The organism is Rania fehmarnensis (assembly GCF_056494185.1).
This window is the reverse complement of record NZ_CM151398.1, coordinates 8,363,132-8,381,517: the sequence shown is the minus strand read 5'-3', so window position 1 is coordinate 8,381,517 and position 18,386 is coordinate 8,363,132. Positions and strand designations below refer to the sequence as shown.

Below are 18,386 nucleotides of genomic sequence, written 5' to 3'. Positions count from 1 at the left end.
GTTGCAGTCAGAAGGAGACTGTGGTAATCGAAGTTAGTGACTAAAAACTCAACTATACCGAAGCCCGTATTATTTGACTTTCGATTCCTCGGCACGGCCCTGCTCGGTGCAGTGTCGGTTGGTGTTGTGGCCGTATTCGGATCGTTGGATGCGCAGGTGGCAATGCTCGGCACCTGGCTTAGTATTCTGGCTGGTCTTATCGTCGCACAGATTCAGAGTTTCGAGCACACGAAAGTCGCTTTCCGAGACTTGCTTTCTGTAGCAGGGCTTGTGCCCAGCCTGACCGAGCGTCCAGAACTATTGAAGGGCTATCTTAAGATCACAAAGTCGCTTGCGAGTATTTCGGCGCATACCGATCCTGTGCTTGTCCAGTTTGCAACTCAAAAACTCGATTCACTTGCCGATCAGATTTGCGCACTGGCCCAGGGCGAGATCACCTTTGCGTCAACCGAGGCGTGGCGTATGACGTACGAACAACTGCTGCGGCGAAAGGACGTTCAGATCTATCGCTCAGTCGCATGGTTTAAATCGGCAGAGTACTGGCAGGACGAGCCAGGTAAGAAAAGCCTCCAACTTAATTTGGAACTCAAGGCAAAGTGTTTGAAAATTGAACGGATCGTAATTGTCCGTGACGAACTGTGGCCGGACACAACCTCGGCGCCCTTGCCGCCGGTTATGGCGTGGATCGACTCTCAGCACCGCCAAGGCATTAAAATCAACCTCTTGAAAGAGTCGGCACTAACAAGCGAACCGGAACTCTGCCGCGATATGGGGATTTATGGATATCGTGCATTCGGTATCCAGGAACTTGATGAACGCTAACCTTCACGCTCTATTTTGACAACGCCGCCATCCAGCGTGCCTTGTCGTATTGGCAGAGCCTCGGACTCTACGCACGATCCTATGAAAAGTTGCTGGCAAGGTAAGTGTGGTCGTTAACCATGGGGCTGTTAAAGCGCGACTCAATCCATTGCAACTGGGTATCAGTGAATTTGGTTTCTGGCATCGACAAGCGGATTAGGCCGCCAGGAAACGCGGATAGTACAATGCCCAAGTCGAGAAACGCCTTCCGGAGTTCTGGTGCAGGTTTTGGTTCGTCGTGCCCCATCGAAAACGTCAACATTCCACTGGGCGAGATCTCTTGCTCTTGATCGCCATGAAGCTTCAACAGGGCAAACAGATTGCGGCGGTTATAATGGCGCACCCTTAGGTCATGTCTAACTCGTTCTGGGGCCAGTCCGTCAATCGCTGCGCGGCACGCAACTAACGGCGACACGGCAACTGTCTCTCCATAGCACTCCTCGCCTGCCGAACCGCAAGCAAGCTTCAGTAGTGGATCGTCTGTCACGCGTATTGCGTCGATCGTGTCTTGCCAATCGATGTGTGGGGAAGCAAAGGCAACACCGGCAGTCAATCCAGAACGCAGCCATTTCTGAGTGCAGGTGACGTAGAAAATCGGTGCGTCGCCAAATGGCTGAATTGGCATGTGCCCGAATTCTTGAGCACCATCCAAGATCACCATGTCAACCTTCATAGCGTCCGTCAACTGATCAATGAATTCAGCGTAGGGGAAGACTTTGCCAAAGTGCGTGACAGTAGGAAGGACCAACGCTTCACAATTAGTGGCTCTGAAGAGGTCTAGTGCTTCCGCAATCAAGACCGATTGGTGGGCAACGCGTGAATCCTCGAATACAACGGTTTCCACTCGCCGGGCCAGTACCTTGCGGTATCTCGGCCACAACGATTCAAAACACATCACACGCCGACCTCGCTTCTTCAAAATCTCAACCGGCAATTCGAATAGCTTGGATGATCGATTAGCAAGTAGCACGTTCCAATTCGTATCGAAACCAGCACACCGCAGCAGGCAATTCTTGAGTTCCGCGATGCCATGCCAACTGCATAGTGAGGGATACTGTCTCAGCTGATCTGCGTCGAAACCTTCATACAGGAACCGATCGAATTCGGCCGAAAGTCCGTTGGCCGCCCAGTATTGCGAAAGACCTGTCACCGCATCGATTGCCTGTCGAGACGGACGCCCCATACGAGCGGTGTCGAGAAAAAGGCGATCCATACTGAGGAGCCTGTTCCGAGGGTAGTGACGCGAAAAATAGTCCCGTTTGGCCTAATCCTATCTGGAATATACGCTCAGCCTTAGTCAAGGGCAAGGCAAGCGTGGAAAAGTCGATCTATAGCCAAGAAAATACCGAAGTAGTCCGGCTTCTGAAGAAGTTTCGGAAGGATAGTGGACTCACGCAGATACAGTTGGCGGAAGCTCTCGGCGTCACTCAGTCCTACGTCAGCAAAATCGAGCGCGGTGAACGCATGGTCGACGTGGTGCAGTTGCGGACGATATGCCTTATCTTGGGGACCACCCTTTCAAAATTCGCAAGTCTGTTGGAAAAACGACTTGAAAAGCTGGATTGATCCTTGCTATGCGGTTGCCCAGTTGGGGTTACACGCGTTCTTGCTCCGGTATAGCCGTGTTTGAAATGACTCGTGTTGCAAATTTTCGTTGACTTCAATCATCTAATGATGATACCGCTCGCCTTCCCGTTAATCACACCGCAGGAGGCACTATGGAGACAAACGAATCAGAATCAACGAAATCAAACACAAAACGGCCAGCCATCACGCTCACCGGTAGCGGCCACCTGAGTTTGGCAATCTGGAAAAACAAAACGGACTCAGGATTTGATCAATACAGCATACGTCTTGACAAAAGCTATAAAGACACGGACGGCACTTATAAGACCACAGCCTACGTCAACGACCAAGACCTGCTGCGTATTGCGGAACTATATCGCCAGGCGGACGAATGGATCGAGCAAGATAAGCAGCGTCAGCGTGGCCTGTCGACGGCTTCACGGGGTTGATCAGCTTCGCCAGACGCATTTAATCGGCCTAGGGTAAGGAGGTTGACATCGACTCACAGTGCGTTTGCGTAAAGCCACGCCTAAATCGCGACCACTAGATAACGTCGACACCTAGGACCGAAGTTCGACAGCTACTGGATAATGTTGGCACAAGATGACCTGGCTAAAAAGACTTCGGGGGTTTTCGCCTGCCAAGCCGTGCCGTTCGACTCGCAACAAGGCTATAGGCGTTCTCCGTCGTACGCTCTATCATGCTTAGTCAGTTGCTAATTCGTAGTGAGCCTTGCATTCCATGCTCAGATCGTCGTTAGTCAAGCTCTCTACACGTATCGTAGTGCTTTGAGCAAAAGTGACGAAGACCTTCCAGTAAGTTGGGTAACGCCTATGCGTTGGAATCGTTTGTCGCTGCCCAAATCCATAGGTTAGTTGCCATTGAGGAGGTTGAATTCTGAGGCGAGGAATCAACGATTCTCCGCCTCAGTGTCATACAAAGCGTTTTCTGGGCAAATATGATCGTACAATTACTTAGGCAATGGGAACTGATTCATCTGGAGCAGACTCTGTATGCTCGTATTTGAATCATCTGTTCCTTGACGGAAAATTGAACCTGGCGCAACAGGGGAAGCCTTTAAGTCCTTGAATTGGATGCCAGGGCCTACGTCTATCCCCATTGGACCAAGCGTAGCCTGTGCACGATTCAATTCTGGGATCGCGTTTTGCTGCAATTGTTCGAACTGATCGAAAGGAATCTTATATTTTCCTTGTATCAGCTGAGGTTTACCATTTACATTTGCGATGAACGATGTCGATATTTCGATACTCTTGGGATCACCACTGGACATACGCTTGGCTAATTCTTCGTCTGAGACCGTAGCGATATCAAGGATTGCCATTGTTAGCCGGGATAGGCATTCAAATTGGGATTTCTCTACGATAACGAAGCACCCACAGGACTCGCCGTATTTGATGCAGCAATTGTTGTGATCGGGCCGTTTAGAAGCTTTTCGGAAGAAGCAGCGGGGCACACGGCATGATTCAAAGTCGTTTCCGAAGAACAGTCGCAAATTGTTGGCGCAATCTTCACAACCGCTTGGCAGATTTCCAGTGGCGTGCTGGTAAGCACACTTCATAAGCGATAATCGCAACGGATCATTGATAGGTTTAAGAGTCCAATTCTCACTCAATGACTGTGAACCGTTGATACTTGTAGAAGCGCCAGTAAACGCGGTCGCGTTCCAGGTCAGTCCCCCGATCGCAGTTCCGCCTTGGTTGACGGTCGCACCACCACCGATCGGCAGTGCAAATGATGGTGTGCTATTTGGGTTGACAACAAAAGTGGCGAGTCCCTCTAGAACCTGCTGCTCGTAAACATTAGCAAGAGTCTGGGACTGCTTCACTACATTTCGTTTAAGCGGTATGTGAGCGCATCCCAGCGTCACGCCCAGAGCGAGGCACAAAGTCGTTAGATTGAACGTTTTCACTGCGTAAATCCTTTCATGCAATGAGTTGTATCCCCCTCCTTCTTATGATCGGAATTCTGGAAGTATGGTGGAGATAGTAGCAGGGCAGATTAAGTGAAATGGACTATCAAAAGCGCCCGTGTATGACGATCGCTTCGACTTTTCCGTCAGTTTTATGCAAGATGGAATTTAAACGAACTGAATAGACCATTGGCTCATAGTGCGGATGTCCGAACACTTGGGTTACGAGTGGAAAGAGACCCCGAGCGCATACGCGGCTCAGAGATAAATCGTCTTCGCGCATACCAGTCGAATAGACCGAATCATTGCGGTGCATCTAGTTGGAGTGGGAAGTCGAAATGGCCTTGAAGCGGCCCTGGCTATGCCTCGTGAAGAATCCTACCATATTGGATTGCCAAGCTGCCCTTTAAAGAAGTTGCTAAGAGATTTTTATGGGTAATGGACTCGAGCTGCTAGATATTCACAGCGAAACGATGTTGACTCTTGGGGAAACGGCCAAGCGCTTTGGCGTATCGAAATGCTCTGTCATGCGCTGGGTCAAATTTGGGCAGCAAGGTGTATTCCTGGGAGCTCGCAAGTTGGGGGCCAGTTGGTACACCTCAGAAGAAGCGTTGCAGAGATTCACGGATCGCTTGACCATCGTCGAACTTGGAGGTGCGTCAGTCGCACAAACAGTTACTGAGCAGCACTTCGGCACGAAGACAAGCAAAAACAAGCTGTTGCACGCGAGTGATCAAGCTGGCCGCGAACTCAGGATGATGGGAATTCATGGTGATGGTCGTATCTTTGAAACCTCGCCCGCATCTCGCGAACTACTGTGCGACCTGCATATCTTCGTTGAAGCTTGGATGCCCAAGGCGAGCGGAAGCAGCACCTGCGAAGCTGTCCGCAGCGGTATTTTCCGGGAAGGCGTGCGCATTCTTGAGAAGCGACCGAAAAGTCGCGCAGCCTACGCTGATGCAATCGTTCATATCGAATCGCTCGACCTTCGCTCGCTAGACGTACGGTCGCTGTATGGCGTCGGGCCGATAGTCAAAGCACAGTGGAATGCACTCCTCAAAGACAAGGCATTCCTGCAGCAGATTAAGCTCCCCAAGCCGCAACAAGCTGATACTGAACCGAATCGCTGAGATTTCGTATTGCCACTCGATAGCCGCTAAGCGTTTGTAGTTCGGTGGTTTGCCTTGGAGAAACAGCAGTCGCCATCCGTTCGCCCCCAAATCGGCAAGTAAGGAGCATAAATTACAGGGTTGACCTGAACCGGCCTGGCAAATTGAATCCAATGCAGTTCAATTTTCATCGGTCGTTAACTTCAAATGGCAACTATGCAAGGATCAGTCAAACGCATCCCGTCCTATCGAAAGCATAAAGCCAGCGGCCAAGCACTGGTCACCATACTCGGCAAGGATCACTATTTGGGGCTTCATGGAAGTAGAGCCAGCCACGTCCAATACGACCGATTAATCGCGGAGTATCTCGCCACTGGACGCAAGCTGATCGAGCCGACACGGAAATCGATTACAGTGATCGAGGTATTGGCGGACTATCTGAAGTTTGCAAGAACCTACTATCTCAAAGACGGCAAAGCCACCAACGAACTTGATGCCCTGCGCCTTATTGTGAGCGATACTGGAAGTCTCTACGGCAATACGCTTGCCAAAGAGTTCGGCCCAAAGGCTCTCAAGGTCGTGCGGCAACAATGGCTTGAGCGTGGTCAAGCTAGGCGTACCATTAACAAGAACATGCGACGTCTAACTCGCATATTCAAGTGGGCAGCATCCGAAGAAATCATTCCGGTCGCCATCTACCAAGCGCTTATAACCGTGCCAGGTCTGAAGCTTGGTCGCACAACGGCCCCCGAAACGGCGCCAGTGATGCCTGTCTCAAAAGCTACTGTTGAAAAAACGATGCCCTACTTGCGGCCTATCGTTCGTGACATGGTTCGGCTGCAATTGCTAACGGGCATGCGGCCGGGCGAAATCTGTAAGCTGCGTCCATGCGATATAGACCGCGGAAGCGATGTTTGGGAGTATACGCCTCGATCGCACAAGACCGCCCACCACGGCCGCAGCCGCATTGTCTACATCGGCCCAGAGGCCCAGATATTGCTCACCCCATACATGCAGCGCGACTCATCGTTGCCATGCTTCTCTCCAGTGGAATCGATGGCGGTGTTCTTTAAAGTCAAGAGTGAAGCACGAGTAACTCCGCTGTCATGCGGCAACAGGCCAGGTACCAATCGAAAGAAGAAGCCACAGAAGAAGCCAAGCCCTCAATACGATCCCAACAGCTATCGTCAAGCCGTCCACCGAGCGTGCGACTATGCCTTCCCAGCTCCGCCGCCACTATGTGCGCTCGAGAATGAATCTCGCACGGCTCACATGGCTCGTCTCACGGAAATGGAAGTCCAATCGTTCAAGCAATGGCAAAGCGACAATCGTTGGTCGCCAAATCAACTCCGCCATTCCGCCGCCACTGAGATCCGAAAGCGTTTCGGCCTTGAGGCTGCGCAAGTGATTTTGGGCCATGCTGCAGCAGACATCACTCAAGTGTATGCGGAGCGCGATGCAGATAAAGCTCGGGAGGTGATGCGGCAGCTTGGATGAGGCCTATGATGACCATGTAGCCGTCAGTCTGCACTCTGCCAACAATTGCAGACATTTCGGGAACTTTCCGGCCGAATCGAGAAAGTTCCCGGTTCGTCAACTCATCGGCTGTGTGGGAACTTCTTGGTTGGCCCTTGACCAAGTTCGTCAGCCCACCACTTCACATCCGCCTCATCCCACTTAGTGCCTAGTTCACGCTAAATCGAAATGGGGTGGGACCGATCGAATACCTACCTGGCCGGTCCAATGACATTGGGGAGAGCGAACGGCTGCATCGCAGGTTGCGTAGCCAATCTTGATTATGCCTCTTTGATCCTGTCGTGAGATTGTCGTCAATCGAGTTTCCATGTCCGCTAACGCTAGTTCGGCCGTCGATAAGGTAACAGGATTTTGGGTATTGAAAGCCTCGATCTTGCTTTGAATTCCCCAGTACGCCCCGCCCCGTTCTTTCGCCACAAACGAGTCGATCACTTGACGTCGGCGCAGGCTACTCGTTTGATGCTGGAGCAAGTCAATGAGCCGTTTCGAATGGAAGGCCCAGTCGTTTTTGGGGCTTGGGTCGAGCGCCATTTTTCTCCCGCCATCGCTTACCAAAATATTCGTATATCGCTTCCAGGCTGTTTCCAGGCCGAGATTGTCATAAACACCACCGTCAGTCACGACCATGTGCTCGCGGTATTCGGGGCCTGTCAAATCTGCGAAGGCATCGCCCGATGCATAGTCGGACGCTTTAAACCGCAGCTCCATCGGTGAAAGAAACGGTGGAAATGCAGAGGAGGCCGCCACGGCCAATGCGAGTCGAAGCTTCGGCTCGGGTATCTTGCCGACGCGATAGTCTGCAATATACGGCTTGCTAAAGCGAACGAGCGAGCCGGTTTTTACATTCGTAGTATTGAGCACAAACCTGGGAGAGTCGGGGAGACTTTGAAGCGTCGCGCCGTGGAACAAATACTGGTCGTAGTAGTCCGCAACAACCTCGGCGATCGATTTCATAGGATTGAGGGTGCCCCAGCCTACTGCAGCCACGTCGATCGATTGGTCTGCCATATGCTGAATGGCCGGAACCAAGACCTGTTTCAAATTCGTAGCTACGCTGTCGACAAAAACAAGCTGTTTCCATTGCAATGCGAGGACCGCGGCTGTGATGGAGCCACCCGATACGCTTGAAATGCGAGTGAGTTGGCTTAGCAAGCCAAGTTCATTTAACCGAATCAAAGCTCCCAGATGATAGAGCATGGCTCGAAACCCGCCCCCCGATAAACAAAGTGCGATGCCGTTATCTACGCCGGCCGAGTCGCCCTCGATAGATTCTACGGGTGATTTAATGTCCTGACTCATCTTCGCGTTCCTTGTTAGTCAATGATTATCGGTTCAATGTGAAAGAACTGGGCGTTGCAGGACCGGGGCCGATTTCGTGTGTTAACCCCAATACGAACTGTACCATTTTCAGCAGTTTGATGGTTGCCATATTGGTCGCATAGGTAGTTTGTCTAGATCGATGGCAATGCTCACGTCCACTTCTGAACTGTTGGAACGATTGCGGAAGGAAAGAAGCCGCAGGCTGAATTAATCTTCATTATTTCCCTAGGCTGAAGTTTACGGGCCAGCCGACAGACGCACTCATCCATCAGTTCGCTCGCTTGTGATCTGCCTGATGGTAGTTTGCGAGTCCTGATTTGTAAGGCTGCGAATGCTCGCTACGACTGCGAAGTAAGATAAGCCATCGCCTTGTCGGCAATGGCCTTAGCGCGCGCGGGCTTAGTCTGAAGCAAACTACGATAGGCTCTGCAGCAATTCGCATGCGGACTTCCTGATTCTATATAATTGTCTAGCAGTTTCTTGGCGAGCGATTGTTGATTTGCAGTCCGGAGCCTTTTCTGCGCAAAAAACATTGTGACGATACGCTCCGCCCGTTCACGCAATAGTTCTTCCCGAGTATCAAGTTCAAAAAAGTCAATCGTGACTATGGCCCGCCGGTAACTTCGACCGCTTTTTTTTACCGGACGAATTAGATATCCATCAAAGGTTATGATCTCTTGCGGATCGGCATCAAGCGCGCCAATAGGATAAATTAGCAATGGCAATTCTGAATTCAGCAATGAGGGGGAGTCTTTGGAGATTTTTCTCGTGCCTTCGATCGGAAAAAAATCGCTCTTCAACGGTGTATTGCAGGTTTTGCAACTAGTGCCGTAGTTAAGTGGATGAAAGGCCAAAAGGTAATACCCCTTCGAACTCATCCCGCCTAATGCAAAGCCATATTTGATGCCTCGTGATGATTCAATTCTTTCACTTGGCCACTTGCTAATTTTTGATTTGGGACGAAAGTGCTCGACGTCGTGCTCGATGCTTCCAGGTCCTCCAGCCTGACGTTTGCCATTGATAACACTTATAGTGGAGGCGAGTTTGCGTTCGCAGTAAATACATTTATGGTGCTGGATCTGGAGATAAAGTTTTTTGATTTCTGTCCAGATATTGCCTTGGTCAACATATGTTTTCTTACTTCGACATTTGTCAGTACATTTCTTCGCGCGTGCAAGCCAGCCAGATTTGGCATTCTTTATCAACGTATTCAAGTCATCGCTGGTGATATTGTAACGAATCAATTTTTTGCTCTCCCCTTCAGCGCCGGTTTATCTCGCAGCTTTCTTTGAAACTGCTTTAGTCGCCTTCTTTTTAGATGCCGCTCTTTTGACTTGGTCTGAGGCTACAGCTTTTTTGACCTTGGTAGACTTCATTTTTGTCTTGCCGACAGATTTGCTGATTTTGTGTTGGCTTGTCTTTTGATCACCGCTCATCGCTTGAAGATACTCCAGCGTCGCTTTTTCGTCACCCGCCCAGGCACGCTGGCGTATCTTGCGCAGCTCATCGATGAAATCAGGAGCTCTTGTTGTCGTTAATCCGAAGTATGAACTAGTTAATATCTGGTCAGCATTCATCCCGTGAATTCGTTCATCGAATTGGTCTATTACGACTTCGCCTTCTGGGTTGCGATCCATCACATATACCTGCTCGCGCCTCAGTGTACCGGCAACAATTGGGCTATGAGTTGTGCAGACGAATTGCAAATGGGGCAATCCGTTCGAAATTCGTCCAATAACTTCTCTTTGCCAGGATGGATGAAGATGAAGATCTATTTCATCGACCAGCACCAGGCCAGAGAGTGATTTGAGATTCGTCTTCTTGGGCGTACATTGATACAGATGGTAAACCAAATCGACGATCCAGGCGATGTAGGCTCGGTAGCCGTCCGACAGGGCACGGAACGCCAAGTCTTGTTTGTCCATCTTAAAAACATAGTCGCGGTTGAAGCCGGACGTGGCATTCGACACTTGCCTGGGAACGGTCTGTTTCTCCTGTTCTCCGGTGAAGCGTATCTCGGGAGGGAGTAGCTCGTTAATCAGTTTTACAATCTCTTGAAATCGCTTTTTGTCTGCCGATTTTAAGTGCGGCAACCAGCTGTTTAGCGGAGTCAGGGCAACAAAGTCGTTAAACAAGCTGGCGACTCTCCCGAACCTCAGCCGACTATCTTTGCTCTCTGGGCTACTTCGACTCCTGGCTTCCATTCGACGGGTCGCTCCATATCCGACCATGAAGAATGTAGGCGACAAGTCAACAAACAGATCGGAAATATAAGGCCCCCTCTGTTTGCCAACACGTTCGTAATCCCCTTCTCTGGCAATGCTAGTTACGAGCTCAATTTCGCTGCGCCGAAAGTTTTTCGGCTTCGCGTCATTCGGGCCCAACAAAACGTTGGTGCGTATGTAGGCTACAGATTTGTCGTTGCCTGCAGACCTGCGGACCATGTGATCAGGCTGATATTCGGATACTTCGAGAACCCGCGAGAGTACGCCGATCGCCAAGCAGCGAAGCGTAGTGCTTTTGCCAGCTCCGTTGTTACCTAACAGCAGTGAAACGTTTTTGAACTCAATATCTTTGGGAAGATTGCGCTTCTTGGGATGGCAGGGTTCGAATACAGTCCGCTTAAAGCAGCGGATATTTTCAATTTCTATTTTCTCGACGTACAATGTTTAGCTCCGTCGAACTAGTAGGCTTTTTCCTCTTTCCAAACTGAAGAGTTTGGAAAAAATGCGATATGCTATCTGCTGTGAGCATAAGCGAACAAAAGAGCAAATTCCATCAGTCAATGCAGAAACCGTCACAAAAGTTGACTTATCATAGCAGTGCGACCAGCGAACTCTCTCTGAAACAGCTACTTAACAGTCAGCAGAGGGTCGCTGGTGCAGAGTAAATTACTTTACACGTAATGTATTCTTCAGTTAAACCCGCTTGCCACGCTCGGTTTACCCAACAACCTGGCCATTAGGTTTCGTGCTGCGTCAGGCATTGGCGTCAAACGTTGATCTCAATACATTGCACATTCGGAGCTTGCTTGCGCAGTGACTGGGTGGACTGAAAGTTCGTCTCGTCTTTGAGAGCATCCACCAGCGTACGACGCGGGACTTCGGTTTTTGTACCTTCGGAACCGTGCTTCCCCGCCATGGTGGAGACAACTGTTTTCAATCGATTGTCCCCTTCGGTCTTGCTACGCTTGGCAAATAGTTTCCACAGCGACTTCGGAGTTGCGTTTAAGCTGCCGTGATGACCGACCTTGTAAAAATCGGTCTGTTCAAGCAGCTTTTGATTAGCCTTGACCTCATCCTTGGGGGCGTCTTTCAGAGCATACGACCAGTTTTCGATCTGAGCGTCACCTGGAAAGAGAACTTTTTTTCCCGCAAACTCGAAAAGCAAAATGAGACTTGTGTTGTTCATCGCATCGTCGAGGGCGCGAACAATTGAGAGTCGCTGAGCGCCATGCACCGCACGAATGCGGCCAACGAGCCAGCGAGCTGACGGTGGCAGTTGGGAAGAGTCTTCCTGCATGGCGGTAGGGAACGGACTAAATCCCGTGGCTGCGAGGCGCGATCCGGTAACTCCAAGTATCTGCCAAAACTCATTTGCGTCTTTGGATCGCTGCTTAGCCACGTCGGCATACTGCTCAGGTGTGGGTGGCCCGAGTACATGAACTTTAACGCCCGGTAGCAACTTCGTGAGAGAGGTCTTGTTACCATAACATAGGTACTCGGATTTTCCGGCTTTACCCATCGCGATTAGGTTCTTTACCGCTGATAGGTTCTTCAGGTTCTCTTCGCCGAGGAAAGCCAGTTGACCTGCGACCGATTTCGACAGGTGCTGACTGATGTGCGTCAATTCCTTTTGAACCGCTCCGGCGACGTCATGCATGCTGTCTAGTCCTGCAGCAAACAGCGCCTTAGTGATTCCAACATCAGGCTGCCGGAAGGCTTTCTTAGGGCCTGTGGCGTTTTTTGCGACGTCAGGATCTTCCGTCCAGGGTTGAATCACAAGTTTGGGCTTGAGACTTCGCAGAATGTCGCCGGGGCCATTTCCTTTCGCGTTGGTCGCAAAGCCATTGATATGGTCAGCGTGACGATGAGTCGCGATAATCGCCGTAAGCCGATCCTGGCAATCGGCCTTGATCTGCTGTGCCACTAGATCAAGCCCTGGAGCGTTTTTCGGCTTTCCAGTACTGCCACAGTCGATCAAAACGTGTCGGTCGTTCGTCTTCTTCCCGCTAGTGGGATAGTGAAACGTCAAGAGGAAGCAATCGCCGAATCCGACCTGATACGATCGAATCGTTAGTTTTGTTGGCTTACTCGTCGCCATCGTTGACTCCTGTGTTTTCGTGGTCATGAGTATGGCCGTCAACGTGGAGATTTCCGTTGTCGGTTTCTTCCTCATCATTCACCCAGCCTTCAGCTGGATTGAGAGCGCGGTTTAGGCCGCGATTGAGATGCAATTGCCCGAACATTCGTGGACGACTTGCGCGCGCCGACTTGGCAGTTCGCGCTCGCTGTAAGTAATAACCGCGTTCCGCCAGAAAGTGTATGCGTTTCACTTGTCTCGCAGATATTGAGCCTTTTTGCTCCAGCAGTGAATTGTGGACGTGAAACTTTAGACGACCGTATTCGTCAAAGACCAGGGTGCCGCCACCGTACATAAACAGTTCCACGTCGTCAGGTAGTAATTCTTTTCGGGGAAGTTTCACGCCCCTCTGCCGAAGGTCTTCAGGCATCAATCGCAATATTTGAATGTACTCAGCCACCGTTTCTTTTAGCACGAAGCCATCGTCACCAACGCGCACACACGGCCGCAGCGACTGTACTTCCGTGTAAGCTTCATCGCACAATCGAAGAGTCGCGCGGTTCTCCCAGACAAACCGGAACACCTCGTCACGATCACGCTGCATGGCATCAAAGTGAGTCCGGTCATAGCTGATCACGTTGGCGCGAACGTCTCCATCGCTGTTGGGCATTTCCATTTCTGGAGCAGTCCAGACTCCGGGTTCGACCTTTGTACCTTTTGCAGCAGGGCGAATGCCATAGGAGTTAAAGCTGTTTCTCAGATGGTGCCTGAACTGAAATACAGAGTCGTCGGGCCGGATCTCCACATCCGCTGTTAGCAACGCACTGAGATAGTCTGAGAACTCAAGATGAACAGGTGGGCAGTAGTCGAGTGCTCGGATCGACATCGTCATTAGTATGTCGGCTGCTCGCTGTCCTTCCTCCACGACGCGCGAGACGTCTAGTCGCCCTGCCGAGTCCTTGCGCAGTCCTTCGATTCGAGCGGCCCAGATAAGAATTAGTGCATTCAGCATGGCCGCGACCAGAATCTCACCACGTCGATGCGGTTCGTCATACTCAGGATCCCTTTTCCATTCCGTGCCCGGTTCCAATGTCACTGAACGACGCAGAGCCGCTCCTCGAGACTGGGTCACCACGGAACCCATTTCCTCAGCCAACTTGAAAAGAACCGTGTCTCGCAAATCCTGCGGCTCGAACTTCTTTTGATCTGCGAGCAGCAGTTCCACAACGGCAGTCAGAGAGAAAATTGATAGCAGTGCGACGACGTCCGAGATGCCTTCATGAAACGCGGCCTGATCGGGCGAAGACGGCTCGGTGTAGCGGCTACGCAAGCCATCTACTAGAGCATGAGTTGTCTCGTGGGCTACAACGTCGTGCGACAAACAGGTGAAGACGATACCATGCCCAGGCTTCGCCCGCTTGCCTTCGATCAGGTATTTGGGATCCAGGAAATAGCCGAAGAGCAGGCACTCATCTTCTTTTGAATAGAACGCATTGGCATCTGCAAACGCATGAGGAGCAACCTTCAGTTGGTGCCCGCCGAAGCTCCAGCTAACGCGTCTACCCAACGCTTGTTCGAAACGAGCCAGAATCCGCATCACGATCGCATAGACGTTTTGCTGGTGAAACTGTGGATCATTCAGCAAAACGGAATCGGCAGCTGTTTCGAATGGATCGACAACGACATCTGCATCGTATGCGTATGTGCGTGGACTCCAAAGCGTATCGCTGGATGCGTCATAGTCGACGACCTGAACTCGATAACCCCACGGTCCAGGCATCAGCGATTCTGCTGGAATGCGTACCTGAGCACGGACAATCTTCTTGATTTTGCCTGGCCCTGCGCGAACACCGGGATCTTGAGCAATAATCGTTAGAGACTGATAACGAGGCTTAGGTCTTTGGTGCATCACAAACGACTCCGGCGCTTAATGGACGTCTTGAGATGTACGACGTATTGCTCTGCCTTGCAGCAGATATACGTATCAATTGGTTTTCTCAAACTCTCAACTATCGTTAAAGACACAGTCGAAGTAAAGTGGGGCTATGGTCGGCAGGGGAACAGATTTACACATTCGCACAACTAAAGATTTCTGGACAGTTGGGAAAATTGTCTCACAGTTGTATGCAGACCTGCTTTCTTTGAGCGATTGTATTCAGACTAGGAAGGTGGAGCTGCATTCTTGTCGTCTTGTGCCAGAGTCGAAGGCTTCAGGCTGCGAAATCGGTCCAACGCCGGTTGGTTCACCAGTTAGCGGCCGCATAGATCTCGCAGATCAAGGTCGATTCGCAATTCCTGCCAGCTTTGCTCTGGGAGTCTGAGCGGTTTCCGATATTCAACTGGATAGCGGACTGGAGGACCGACCACATAGAATGACAACTCGCGCATCGACGTTCAAGATCTGCAAGTCGGATGGTAACTCTGCGAGAGCCTGCTTCCAATGAGCATGGCCGCGAATAATGAACGGCTTGGACAAGAATGAAACGGCTTCGGGCATGCGACTTGAGCCGCGATAGCCGAACTCGGGCTGTCGCAGTGGACGGGTTCACAGGCGCTATGTACGAGTGCTGCGTGACTTGGCAATCGCCACTCAGCCTGCGGTTCTTCAGATACAGGTGCGCAGGTTCAGATGCGATAACAAGGAATGTACACAGCAGATCTTTACCGAACCCATCGATGACATCGCCAAGCGTTTCCAACGTTCCACCACTTGAGCTCTGGGTGCGCAGCAGCGAATCGCTCTAGCCCTTGGTGGTGAAGCTGGTTCACGACTTGCAAGGTTTCGCGGGCTTCCGGTCAGTGGCGACCTCTCTTTTGATGCGTCTAATGGCAATGGCTCCGCCAGCCGCGACGAACGCAAAAGTTATTGGCGTTGATGACTGGGCGATTCGGCGAGGCCAGAATTACGGAACGCGGATTTGTGACCTCGAACGCAAGTCTTTAATTGCCATGCTTCAGAGCCGTTCAGCGAATGTTTTAGCAGAATGGCTCAAAGCACACCCTGAGATTGAGATAGTTAGTCGAGATCGCGCAGGCGAATATGCCAAGGCGGCAACTGCGGGAGCGCCACAAGCAATTCAAGTGGCAGACCGTTGGCATCTGCTGCGCAACTCCACTGCTGCTTTGGAAAAGGTCATTGAACCGAGACAAAAAGACATCAATGCAGCGATCGCATCAGTAGCTCGGGATCCATGCGACACTGCTTCGATCCGTGAGAGCGCAGAGAACTCGACATCGCCCAAATCAACTGAGGTCATTAGCGCTCATGCAACGACCGTTGCAAAATCGGCGGCTAATTCGACAAAGTACGAAGCAGTAGTTGAGCTATCGAAGCAGGGTATAGCCAGAGAACTATAGCCAGACTTACTGGCCTAAGCCGAAAGACAGTACGAAGATACCTCGAATCGGATGAATGTCCCATTAGAAAAGTATCACCTAGAAAGAGACGAGTCAGTCGATTTGCCCACGAAATCGGCGCTCTCATCCAGAGTGGTATCACGAGCGCTGCGGAGATCCATCGTCGGCTGGCTGAGCAAGGATTCAGCGGCTCTTACTACATGGCTCGGCGTTACCTCCAGACGATTCAAATTCCTATATCGTCTCTGACTAAGCAGCCTATACCGCGAACCGAGCTATGGTCATCGCGGAAAACTGCATGGCTGCTTTCGTCATCCATTGACGATCTTTCACAGCAAGATGCTGCTCGAGTCAACGCAATCTCGAAAGCCTGTCCCGACGTTAAGATCGCTGCCGACCTAATCAACGGGTTTGCCAGGATGGTAAAAGAACGTAACAGACCCAGTTTCGATTCTTGGGTTTGCGCAGCAGCAGAACCCAGTGTTCCCAAACCAATCAGGAGTTTTGCGGCTAACCTCCTCAGAGATCAAGCTGCCGTCGAAGCGGCTCTTGAGCAGCCCTGGAGCAATGGCCAGCTTGAGGGCCAGATCAATCGTTTGAAGATGCTTAAGCGTCAAATGTACGCGCGCCAATCTCAAACTCCCGGAGTTCAGAATGCTCCACGCCGCTTGATCATCAAAAGTGCGGAAGATCCCCTTTGAAGCGCCAAATGACAACGAGTCGCATCCGAAAATGGCAGTGGGCCATTTTCAAGTTACTTTACTCACAATCATCCAAGGAAAATGCGATTAGCTGAAATCAAGCGAGAAGATAGGATAGTGATAGTTCCAGCTTCGCCTGTCCACCGAACCTCAACGTCAGGTCCTAACACTTTTTTCACCATCTCTGCGATAATTGTTAGGTTGTCAGCTTTTTGATTTTTGCCATAATTCGAAACGACTATTAACTTCGGGCTAGTAATGCGCAGGAATCTCGCTAGAGTGTCGACGCTGCGTTGATCTTTTGGAACCCAAAGATGGTGTGGCCATTTGAGCACATCACATTTAAGAAAAAACTCGCGATTCTCGTTTGCGATCATTGCCGCTTCCATGGCATACGCATCCGCATCCGCAGTTAGAACGTAGCTGAATCCGTTAGCGTCAACACGCGTGATTACGGATCTTGAGTTTTCGTTACGAAGTCGGGAGTAATTTTCAAGAAACTTTACGTGATAATCAGCCCCCCACCATTCGGAAGTGAAGGTCTTCTTTGCGGTAGAAGCCACAGTGAATTCCATTTCTGGCGTCTCCTTCGTGGAATACAATCTTCCTGCCCCGATGTTTGCTACTAACAAGTCGTCAGGGAGCTTGTTGCACAATCGCTCGAAATTGCCGACATGGTCAGCGTGCGAGTGAGTAAGTACCACTCGAGCGAAGTTCGGTAAAAACTGTCGAACAGCGTTCCATCCTTTGGGACCGGAGCCAACATCAACAATCATCACGTGGTCATGCGTCGCTGGCTGCAGATTCTGAACGAAGATGCAATCGCCGACTTCCTCTAGATCTACGACTATGACTTTCATTGTCGCTTTCGTCCGGGCGATAACTTCAAGCCCAGCGCTCGTTCGCGTGTAGTTGAAAATCATCTCTTGAGCCTTATTCGGCTCCACAACTGGCGGCCCGAAAATGCCCCAATCTTTTCTGCCGGAAGGAACTCGCCGTGCTCTTGGCAGCGACAGAGGGGCGATTTTCGTGGTACTCAAGCCACCGTCGAGCTCATTTCGACCCGGGTGGCTAACCTCATCCAAATTCTTGCCTGTGGATAATATCGCTTCTAATTTCTCGTCCATAGATGTGGACCGGTTGGAATCTGTAAAGCTATTTGGCGGCGAGTACCAGTGACTTGGAGAGACTTTCGCAATGGGAGGCGCAGCACGATAGTAGCCAGTTCCCGAGCCCATGGATGTTGGCGGAGGAGGTGGAGGAACTCTCCGGCCGGGCCCAAGTCTAACTTGGGCCAGCAAGCTAGAAGCACAAAGTATGACTAGCAACAGCCAAAGGGCAAAATGCCTCATTCGAAGCTCTCCTTTCGGTCGACCTTGAGATTGCACGCTCGTCCGTTGCATTCTATCAGATAGGTGCATCTAGCAGATCAAGGTCGATTCGCAAATCCTGGCGGATTTGCTCGGCGAGTCTGAGCGGCTTCCAATAATCACCTGGACAGTGGACTGGAGGACCGACCACATAGAATGATAACTCGCGCATCGACGTTCAAGATCTGCAAGCCGGATGGTAACTCCGCGAGAGCTTGCTTCCAATGAGCATGGCCGCGAACAATGAGCGGCTTAGACAAGAATGAAACGGCTTCGAGCATGCGGCTTGAGCCGCGATAGCCGAGTTCGGGAATTCCGGGCCCGTCATGCATAA

The 18,386-nt window shown here is 51.0% G+C and carries 16 protein-coding genes and 1 pseudogene; 8 read left to right on the top strand and 9 right to left on the bottom strand.

Annotated features, from left to right (window positions below; translation table 11 throughout):
* Window positions 1-36: 36 nt before the first annotated feature.
* On the top strand, window positions 37-822 hold the full coding sequence (locus SH573x_RS28545) for a hypothetical protein (protein ID WP_479351432.1): 786 nt from the start codon (window positions 37-39) through the stop codon (window positions 820-822).
* A 79-nt stretch (window positions 823-901) separates the two neighbouring features.
* Here SH573x_RS28545 and SH573x_RS28540 read toward each other — a convergent pair whose 3' ends face one another.
* The gene (locus SH573x_RS28540) at window positions 902-2,074 is read right to left on the bottom strand and encodes a hypothetical protein (protein ID WP_479351431.1); all 1,173 of its coding nucleotides are present in this window, start codon (window positions 2,072-2,074) and stop codon (window positions 902-904) included.
* A 101-nt stretch (window positions 2,075-2,175) separates the two neighbouring features.
* Here SH573x_RS28540 and SH573x_RS28535 point away from each other — a divergent pair, with 101 nt between their 5' ends.
* Window positions 2,176-2,427: a helix-turn-helix domain-containing protein gene (locus SH573x_RS28535; RefSeq protein WP_479351430.1), complete on the top strand. Its 252-nt coding sequence runs from the start codon at window positions 2,176-2,178 to the stop codon at window positions 2,425-2,427.
* 152 nt (window positions 2,428-2,579) lie between these two features.
* On the top strand, window positions 2,580-2,876 hold the full coding sequence (locus SH573x_RS28530; protein ID WP_479351429.1) for a hypothetical protein: 297 nt from the start codon (window positions 2,580-2,582) through the stop codon (window positions 2,874-2,876).
* A 521-nt stretch (window positions 2,877-3,397) separates the two neighbouring features.
* Here SH573x_RS28530 and SH573x_RS28525 read toward each other — a convergent pair.
* Window positions 3,398-4,357: a hypothetical protein gene (locus SH573x_RS28525; RefSeq protein WP_479351428.1), complete on the bottom strand. Its 960-nt coding sequence runs from the start codon at window positions 4,355-4,357 to the stop codon at window positions 3,398-3,400.
* 431 nt (window positions 4,358-4,788) lie between these two features.
* On the opposite strand from SH573x_RS28525, the gene SH573x_RS28520 reads away from it, so the two are divergent.
* Together SH573x_RS28520 and SH573x_RS28515 are read left to right on the top strand one after the other, a co-directional pair.
* On the top strand, window positions 4,789-5,487 hold the full coding sequence (locus SH573x_RS28520; RefSeq protein ID WP_479351427.1) for a helix-turn-helix domain-containing protein: 699 nt from the start codon (window positions 4,789-4,791) through the stop codon (window positions 5,485-5,487).
* A 195-nt stretch (window positions 5,488-5,682) separates the two neighbouring features.
* Window positions 5,683-6,963, top strand: a complete 1,281-nt coding sequence (locus SH573x_RS28515; RefSeq protein ID WP_479351426.1) for a tyrosine-type recombinase/integrase — start codon at window positions 5,683-5,685, stop codon at window positions 6,961-6,963.
* Between the two features lie 192 nt (window positions 6,964-7,155).
* Here SH573x_RS28515 and SH573x_RS28510 read toward each other — a convergent pair whose 3' ends face one another.
* From SH573x_RS28510 to SH573x_RS28485, 6 genes are all read right to left on the bottom strand, one after another.
* A complete protein-coding gene (locus SH573x_RS28510; protein WP_479351425.1) occupies window positions 7,156-8,301 on the bottom strand; it encodes a patatin-like phospholipase family protein in 1,146 nt (381 codons plus the stop codon).
* Between the two features lie 359 nt (window positions 8,302-8,660).
* Window positions 8,661-9,566, bottom strand: coding sequence for a hypothetical protein (locus SH573x_RS28505; protein WP_479351424.1), 906 nt, complete (start codon window positions 9,564-9,566; stop codon window positions 8,661-8,663).
* Window positions 9,567-9,593: 27 nt separating this feature from the next.
* Window positions 9,594-10,988, bottom strand: coding sequence for an AAA family ATPase (locus SH573x_RS28500; RefSeq protein WP_479351423.1), 1,395 nt, complete (start codon window positions 10,986-10,988; stop codon window positions 9,594-9,596).
* A gap of 325 nt (window positions 10,989-11,313) precedes the next feature.
* On the bottom strand, window positions 11,314-12,645 hold the full coding sequence (locus SH573x_RS28495) for a ComEC/Rec2 family competence protein (protein ID WP_479351422.1): 1,332 nt from the start codon (window positions 12,643-12,645) through the stop codon (window positions 11,314-11,316).
* A complete protein-coding gene (locus SH573x_RS28490; protein ID WP_479351421.1) occupies window positions 12,632-14,533 on the bottom strand; it encodes a gluzincin family metallopeptidase in 1,902 nt (633 codons plus the stop codon). The genes SH573x_RS28495 and SH573x_RS28490 overlap by 14 nt, the downstream gene beginning before the upstream one ends.
* 426 nt (window positions 14,534-14,959) lie before the next feature.
* The gene (locus SH573x_RS28485) at window positions 14,960-15,121 is read right to left on the bottom strand and encodes a hypothetical protein (protein WP_479351420.1); all 162 of its coding nucleotides are present in this window, start codon (window positions 15,119-15,121) and stop codon (window positions 14,960-14,962) included.
* Window positions 15,122-15,161: 40 nt separating this feature from the next.
* On the opposite strand from SH573x_RS28485, the pseudogene SH573x_RS28480 reads away from it, so the two are divergent.
* The 3 genes and pseudogenes from SH573x_RS28480 to SH573x_RS28470 all read left to right on the top strand — a co-directional run.
* Window positions 15,162-15,338: pseudogene (locus SH573x_RS28480) on the top strand (transposase family protein); the annotation flags it as partial.
* A gap of 37 nt (window positions 15,339-15,375) precedes the next feature.
* The gene (locus tag SH573x_RS28475) at window positions 15,376-15,981 is read left to right on the top strand and encodes an ISL3 family transposase (protein WP_479356826.1); all 606 of its coding nucleotides are present in this window, start codon (window positions 15,376-15,378) and stop codon (window positions 15,979-15,981) included.
* A 200-nt stretch (window positions 15,982-16,181) separates the two neighbouring features.
* Window positions 16,182-16,682 carry a transposase gene (locus SH573x_RS28470; protein WP_479351419.1) on the top strand — a complete coding sequence of 167 codons (501 nt, stop codon included), beginning with the start codon at window positions 16,182-16,184 and terminating at the stop codon, window positions 16,680-16,682.
* A 68-nt stretch (window positions 16,683-16,750) separates the two neighbouring features.
* On the opposite strand, the gene SH573x_RS28465 is transcribed toward SH573x_RS28470, so the two are convergent.
* Window positions 16,751-17,809, bottom strand: a complete 1,059-nt coding sequence (locus SH573x_RS28465) for an MBL fold metallo-hydrolase (protein ID WP_479351418.1) — start codon at window positions 17,807-17,809, stop codon at window positions 16,751-16,753.
* Window positions 17,810-18,386: the final 577 nt, after the last annotated feature.